This window comes from Sporomusa sp., assembly GCF_057736855.1.
This window is the reverse complement of record NZ_JBYKYF010000062.1, coordinates 1-2,268: the sequence shown is the minus strand read 5'-3', so window position 1 is coordinate 2,268 and position 2,268 is coordinate 1. Positions and strand designations below refer to the sequence as shown.

Annotated in this window: 2 protein-coding genes; both read left to right on the top strand. The window is 36.5% G+C overall.

Annotation, left to right across the window (positions count from 1 at the left end; translation table 11 throughout):
• Nucleotides 1-100 precede the first annotated feature (100 nt).
• On the top strand, nucleotides 101-1,216 hold the full coding sequence (locus AC29Z1_RS06095) for a glycosyltransferase family 1 protein (RefSeq protein ID WP_488270567.1): 1,116 nt from the start codon (nucleotides 101-103) through the stop codon (nucleotides 1,214-1,216).
• Nucleotides 1,217-1,229: 13 nt separating this feature from the next.
• Complete coding sequence (locus tag AC29Z1_RS06090; RefSeq protein ID WP_488270566.1) at nucleotides 1,230-2,117, top strand: glycosyltransferase family 2 protein; 888 nt, start codon at nucleotides 1,230-1,232, stop codon at nucleotides 2,115-2,117.
• Nucleotides 2,118-2,268: the final 151 nt, after the last annotated feature.

Genomic DNA, 2,268 nt, shown 5'->3' with positions numbered 1-2,268 from the left:
TGGAAGATATTCTTCGGATGCGCAAAATACAATATTGTGCCAGGACTATATCTGCTGCTATTAGTCATACAAAAAATAATCAGTAGATAAGAGGTGACACATGGAACCGATCCGAGTATTACAAGCCTTTACCATTTTAAATCGCGGCGGGGCTGAAACCATGATTATGAACTACTATCGTAATATTGACCGTTCAAAAGTCCAATTTGATTTTTTAGTGCATCGTCAGGAGCGTGGTGCCTATGAAGAAGAAATTGAAGCTTTAGGAGGCAGGATTTTTCGAATGCCTCCAGTTCATCCGCAATATTTTTTTAGATATAAACGAGAGATTCGCGCATTTCTTGAAGAACATAAGGAGTATAAAATTATCCATGGTAATTTTTCCGAGTTAGGCTATTTCTTATATAGGGAAGCGAAAGCGAAAGGCGTTCCCACAATCATTTGTCACGCCCATAACTCTAAGATGCGTTTAGATGTAAAGGCCCCCTTTAGATTTTATTGGAAACATGCTTGCCGAAAATATATTACCCATATGTTTTCGTGTTCCAAGCAGGCGGCAATATGGTTATTCGGTAAGAAAAATGCAGATAAAACCATCATGATGAACAATGCTATTGAAGCAAGTCGATTCTCATTTGATAGGGAAAAGGCCAATCGTAAGAGATGTGAATTAGGTGTGGCAAATAAATTTGTAATCGGGCATGTCGGTAGATTTAATATACAGAAAAATCATAAATTTTTAATTGATATTTTTTATGAGGTTAAAAAGAAATGCGATAACGCAGTATTGATGCTTGTAGGACAAGGTGAGCTTGAACAAGATATTATCCGGAAAGTTACTAACTTGGGTTTACAAGATTCTGTAATATTTTTGGGTAACTGTGCTAATGTCCATGAAATTTTGCAAGCCTTTGATGTGTTTGTATTTCCTTCCTTATTTGAGGGGTTGCCTGTTGCGGTTGTAGAAGCGCAAGCGGCTGGGTTGAAATGTATTATTTCCGATGCAGTTCCGAATGAAACTGCAATTACAGACTTAGTTGAATTTGTGCCACTGAGCGAGTCTGCGGAATATTGGGCAGAACGGACGCTAACATATAAAAATGGATATGATCGTAAAAACATGGATGAGGAAATTGTAAATAGCGGATTTGATATTAAAAAAAATGCAAGATGGTTGGAACAGTTTTATTTAGAACAATATAGTAACAGTAGATAAAGGAAGAATAACCATGAAACCTACAATTACGATTTTTACACCTACCTATAACCGAGCATATACCTTGCATCGGTGTTACGAAAGTCTAAAGAGGCAGACAAGCAGAGATTTTATATGGCTGATTATTGATGACGGATCTACTGATCATACTAGACAACTGGTTGACGGCTGGATCGAAGAGGGCATCATTCCAATCAGATATCACTATCAGCCAAATCAAGGAATGCATGGCGCCCATAATACAGCATATGATTTGATTGACACTGAACTTAATGTCTGCGTCGATTCTGATGATTATCTGACTGATGATGCAGTTGAAAAAATAGTAACGTTTTGGAAGCAAAATAGAAGCGACAGATATGCGGGTATCATCGCACTAAATGCAACGAAAAATGGGGAAATCATTGGTACGAAATTACCTGACAAGAGGGATACAACTCTTTCCGGATTTTACGCCAATGGGGGTAAAGGGGATAAAAAACTCATTTATAGGACAGATGTTATGAAAAAATACCCTCGCTATCCAATATTCGAGGGAGAAAAATATGTTGGTTTAAGCTATAAATATATCTTAGTGGATCAAGAATACACATTATTAATCATGAACGTGGTCGTCTGCATTGTTGAGTATATGATTGATGGATCAAGTTTGAATATTATTAACCAATATCGAAAAAATCCGAGAGGGTTTGCTGAATTTCGAAAAATAGCAATGCAATATGCCCCCAATTATAAAAATAAGTTCAGGCAATGTATTCATTATGTCTCAAGCAGTATCATGTTACGCAATAAGCGGTTTATTAACGAGTCTCCGTGTAAAGGAACAACCATTCTGGCAATACCTTTTGGCATCATTCTTTATTTTTATATCATGTACACAAATAAAAAAACGGTTGGCTAAAAAATAAACGGATATGGCAGGTAAATACAATGACTGTATTTTGGTTAACATTAATCATTGTTTATATCTTCGGATATTTTGCTCGTAGATATAGTAGTGAAATCGTTACTGCAAATGGTATTGTTCAGCACAGTCCCAATAAAGTGTTTGC

What these genes read in the sequence shown, in the direction of transcription:
- AC29Z1_RS06095 (WP_488270567.1), top strand. Translation starts at nt 101, where the DNA reads ATGGAACCGATCCGAGTATTACAAGCCTTTACCATTTTAAATCGCGGC.
- AC29Z1_RS06090 (WP_488270566.1), top strand. Translation starts at nt 1,230, where the DNA reads ATGAAACCTACAATTACGATTTTTACACCTACCTATAACCGAGCATAT.